Here is a 4,858-nt window from a genome sequence, read left to right on the forward strand (position 1 = left end):
GGTATTGTTGAAATCAGGTATCAATCGATTGCTAATCGATAACGCTGTTAATTTAACATTATCATTAATTAAATGAATGTAATAAAAAATTTTAAAATCGTCAAAATACTATAGTCATTTATCTCATTATGTATTATTTTGAATGAAGTTCTTATTTTTGCGTTCAATCCCTACTTGTTTTACACTTAGCATTGTAGAAATTAAAAGCTTTAATCACGATAAATTGATAGGAGTGAAGCGGAATGAAAGCAATGCAAATTAGTCAATATTGCAAAGATGAAAAAGTTATTTTAACAGAGGTAAAAATACCTGCTGTTGGCGCTCATGATATTTTAATCGAAGTCTATGCGGCTAGCGTGAACCCCGTTGATTACAAATTACGTGATGGTGCATTAAAAGCTGTGCGTCCTAAAAAATTACCCTTAACATTAGGCAATGATTTTGCTGGTATTGTTACGAAGATTGGCGCAGAGGTGACACGTTTTAAAGTGGGTGATGCGGTTTATGGAGCAGCGAGTGCCGACCGTTGGGGCAGTTTTGCAGAGTATTTTGTCGTTGGAGAACAATACGCGGCTTTGAAACCAAGTAATCTCAGCTTTACAGAAGCCGCTTCATTACCACTGACAGCTTTAACGGCTTATCAAGCTTTAACTGAATGGTTGGATGTTCAACCCGGTCAAAAAATCTTTATTCCAGGGGGTGCTGGTGGTGTGGGTGTCGTTGCGATTCCAATCGCAAAACACTTAGGTGCTTATGTGGCAACAACAGGTAGCCCACGTGGGCGCGAATTAATAAATTCATTACATCCTGACCTTTTTATCGATTATCAAACAACTGATTTTAGCAAACAATTAACTAATTATGATGGTGTATTTGATACACGAGGTGGCGATGATCTTATCAAGGCTTTTTCAATTCTCAAGCCAAAAGGAAAAATCGTTTCAATTGCAGGCATACCTGATAAAGCTTTTGCTAAAAGAGAAGAGTTGCCACAAGCGATTCAGTTAGCGCTTGCAATTAATGCACGCAAAGTGCACTCATTAGCGAAGAAACATGAGGTGAGCTATCACTATTTTATGAAACGTGCCGACGGTATTCAATTGGAAAAAATTACTCATTTGATAGAAAAAGGTGTCATCAAACCTATTATAGATAAAATTTTCACTTTTGAAGAGACACAGGCTGCGTTGGATTATGTTGAGGCTGGTAAGACGAAAGGAAAAGTCGTTATTACAGTAAAGGGGCATCTTTCGTGAAGTTAGCATTTTGAGATGTAGCTAGTCCCCTCACTATAAATAACGACAATTTTGTTCTATACTGGAGTTATGCGAAATGATGTAAGAAAGAGGGATGAACAATGAAGTATTCGAAAGCGACAAACTATGCATTACATGCCATGCTCTCCTTAGCAAATAAAACAGAGAAAACAAGTATTGGGGTGCAAAGCTTAGCGACTGAATTAAGTGTATCAACGACGTACTTATCAAAAATATTAGCAAAGTTAGTAAAAGAAGGATTAGTTCTTTCAAGTTCTGGCGCACAGGGTGGTTATAGTTTAGCTGCAAATAAAAATGATGTCTCTTTTCTCGATGTGATTCAAGCAATTGAAGGGAAAGCATCATTATTTGAATGTGATCCACAGCATGGTGAACATTGTTTGGTACATCAAGTGATGCTTGAAGCAGAGACTGAAATGGAACGGCAGCTTAAACAAAAACGAATTATCGATGTTGCCCATCAAATAAAATAATTTCTGGTTCTAAAGGTGTGACTAAGAAAAGCGACAATGGTTGACGCGTGCGCTTTTTTCTTTTATGCTAATCATGGATAATAAGAGTCTTTAATATCCACGATAAGAAAGCGAGAGTGAATAGAATGGAGAAATTTGAAGTTGCAATTATTGGTGGTGGCGCGGCTGGCTTAAGTGCAGCGCTCTATTTGGGTATATCATTAAAAAAAGTCGTCGTGTTTGATAATAGTACCAATCGTAACCGTGTGACACAAAAATCACATGGCTTTTTAACACGTGATGGTATTACGCCAAGCGAGTTGCGTGATAAGGCACGTCAAGATGTTGACGCCTACGAGAATGTGAGGGTGGTTTCTGAAACAGTTATAGAGCTGAAACAGACCATGGCTCATCAGTTTTTGATTGAAACCACTGCAGGTGGACGTTGTTTAGCAGAACGTGTGGTATTGGCAACTGGTATTCAAGAACGTTTTTCGATGAAATTACCGATCAAACAATATTATGGGCGTTCTTTATTCAGTTGCCCCTACTGTGATGCTTACCCTTTGCGAGATAAAGCACTTGTTGTGATTGCAGAGAATGAAGGCACTATTCGTCATCTTGGACAGTTAGTGAGTAATTGGACAAATGATTTAATTATCGCTACTAATGGACAGCCTGTATCAAATGAAACTAACGATTTGTTTGAAAGGCAGGGTATAGAAATTGAGACCACGCCAATTGCTAGTTTAATAGGCAAAGAGGGGATGTTAGAAGCGATAACTTTTACAACAGGACGTAGCATTGAGCGCCAAGGTGGTTTTGTTGTGCCTGACTATGAACGTTCGGTTACTTTTGCTGAAGAACTTGGGTGTGATTTTGATAATAACCAACAAATTATTACAGATGATCAAGGACGAACAACAATCCCTCATCTTTATGTTGCTGGTGAATACAGAACATTAAAGTCCAGTTCATTGATGCTTGCAGCAGCAGATGGTAATCTAGTGGCTACGGCAGTTAATATGGATTCAATCAGTGCTAAATATCAAAAAAGTCTATAAATAAAGAGTTAAGATGTATCTTTTAATGTTTTAAAAACGCATCTTCAGGTAGTGAAATTTTGGAAGGAATCGGTGAGGATAATGATACAAGTGTTGAGGCACATCCGAATGGAATCAACTCATTTTCCAATCGTTCTATCGCTTTTGTTTCACTCACCACAGCCTTTATTAAATAGTTATATTCACCACTAATACGATGACATTCACTAATTTCTGGGCAGGTTTCACAAAATGCCAAAAAGTTATCGCAACTGTATGTGCGGAACATAATAAATGCCACGAGTGGTTTGCCAATTTTTTCATGGTTGATGACAGCTTGGTAAGAATCAATGATTGCTTGTTCTTCTAAACGTTTAATACGCTCGGTTACAGCGGGTTGTGATAAATTAACGCGTTTCCCAATGGCTGTCATTGAAAGACGAGCGTCTGTTTGTAAGTGTTTTAGTATTTCTTTATCAATAGTATCCATAGTGGACGTTTCACTCCTTAGGTTTAAAATACCGTAAGTATAGCATGATACACCATTAAATTACTGTTTTAGAGATTAAAGGTTTTTTGATAAAAATACTTTGTATTTAACGGTTTATTAAATGAAACTCCGTTAAAAAGCGATTCTTAACTAGCTTTTTCCCTCGTATAATGGATAGATGATGTGATTTTCGAATCGTCAATCATTGATACAAAAGAAGAGGGGTTTTATTATGGGAGAAAAGCAACAACATTTACCTTGGGCGCCATTATTGGCTTTGGCATTATCAGGTTTTATTTGTATTTTAACAGAGACATTACCAGCGGGCTTATTATTGCCTATGAGCGATAGTCTAGCTATATCGGAAGGAAGAGTAGGTCAACTTATCACAGTCTTTGCGATAGGATCAGTTCTTACGGCAATGCCATTAACAGCATTAACACAAACTTGGTCTCGTAAACCACTATTATTAGCTTGTATCGCTGGTTTTTTACTTTTTAATAGCATTACAGCTATCGCTACAAATTATACCGTGTTATTAATCGCACGCTTTTTAGTGGGTGTTGTAGCGGGTGTTTTGTGGGGGATTGTTGCCATTTATGCACGACGTTTAGTCCCTTATGAATTAAAGGGACGCGCGATGGCTGTGGCGATGATGGGAACGCCACTAGCGTTAGCATTAGGCGTCCCAATAGGTACCTTTTTTGGTAATTTAGTAGGCTGGCGATTTATCTTTGCTGCTATATCAGTTATAGCAGCTGGTTTATTGATATGGATGAGTCTTAACATGCCTAATTTTGAGGGACAACCCGTCGGACAACGTACGACGTTAAAACAAGTTTTATTATTGCCGGGCGTGCGGAGTGTTCTATTTGTTACCTTTACTTGGATGCTTGCGCATAATATCCTTTACAGCTATATTGGGCCTTATCTCACTTTAGGTGGACTGGAAGCACGTGTAGATGTGATGCTCTTTATTTTTGGTGTGACTACAATCGTAGGCTTGTTTTTAGTGGGGGTATTAATCGATCGACATTTACGAATATTGGTGTTGAGTTCATTAACTATCTTTGCTTTGGCCGCACTTTTATTTGGGTTGTATACGACAACACCTATACTAATTGGGATTTCAATGGGATTATGGGGATTAACTTTTGGTGTCGCACCGACATTACTACAAACAGCGATTGCTGATGTTGGTCAAGCATCGGCTAATGTGGCACAGTCCATGCTAGTCACAGCATGGAATTCAGGAATTGGTATTGCTGGGATTATTGGTGCGTTGTTGTTAAATGACTATGGCGCTGCTTCTTTTGCATGGGTAATGTTGGTACTTATATTAGGGGCATTGGTTGTTTCTGGCGCAGCCTCTAAAGCCGGTTTTTCTAAGTGAAAATAGGGGCATCTTATTAAGATTAAAACAGCATAATAATTGTTTGGAAGTGTTCACTCCTTGAACAGATAGGTAGTAGAATAAAACAGCAAGAAGGATTAAAATAGAAGTCAAAGGTGTCGTTAGTCTTGTATAAGGCAGGCACCTTTGATTTTGCTTTTAGAAAAGTTATACTGTAATTATGTGAGGGGGGACGCTTATCA

5 protein-coding genes are annotated in these 4,858 nt (G+C 38.2%); 4 read left to right on the plus strand and 1 reads right to left on the minus strand.

Annotation, left to right across the window (positions count from 1 at the left end):
• Positions 1–242: 242 nt before the first annotated feature.
• From IKV95_RS04585 to IKV95_RS04595, 3 genes are all read left to right on the plus strand, one after another.
• On the plus strand, positions 243–1,256 hold the full coding sequence (locus IKV95_RS04585; protein WP_287451446.1) for an NADP-dependent oxidoreductase: 1,014 nt from the start codon (positions 243–245) through the stop codon (positions 1,254–1,256).
• Between the two features lie 101 nt (positions 1,257–1,357).
• Positions 1,358–1,750 (plus strand): RrF2 family transcriptional regulator, encoded by a 393-nt coding sequence (locus tag IKV95_RS04590; protein WP_029091395.1) that lies wholly within the window; start codon positions 1,358–1,360, stop codon positions 1,748–1,750.
• Positions 1,751–1,875: 125 nt separating this feature from the next.
• Positions 1,876–2,793, plus strand: a complete 918-nt coding sequence (locus IKV95_RS04595) for an NAD(P)/FAD-dependent oxidoreductase (RefSeq protein ID WP_069126384.1) — start codon at positions 1,876–1,878, stop codon at positions 2,791–2,793.
• Positions 2,794–2,815: 22 nt separating this feature from the next.
• Here IKV95_RS04595 and IKV95_RS04600 read toward each other — a convergent pair whose 3' ends face one another.
• Complete coding sequence (locus IKV95_RS04600; protein ID WP_287451447.1) at positions 2,816–3,262, minus strand: Lrp/AsnC family transcriptional regulator; 447 nt, start codon at positions 3,260–3,262, stop codon at positions 2,816–2,818.
• Positions 3,263–3,494: 232 nt separating this feature from the next.
• On the opposite strand from IKV95_RS04600, the gene IKV95_RS04605 reads away from it, so the two are divergent.
• Positions 3,495–4,655, plus strand: a complete 1,161-nt coding sequence (locus tag IKV95_RS04605) for an MFS transporter (protein ID WP_287451448.1) — start codon at positions 3,495–3,497, stop codon at positions 4,653–4,655.
• Positions 4,656–4,858 lie beyond the last annotated feature (203 nt).

The sequence above is a fragment of the Brochothrix sp. genome (assembly GCF_017549435.1).
GTDB classification, from domain to species: domain Bacteria; phylum Bacillota; class Bacilli; order Lactobacillales; family Listeriaceae; genus Brochothrix; species Brochothrix thermosphacta.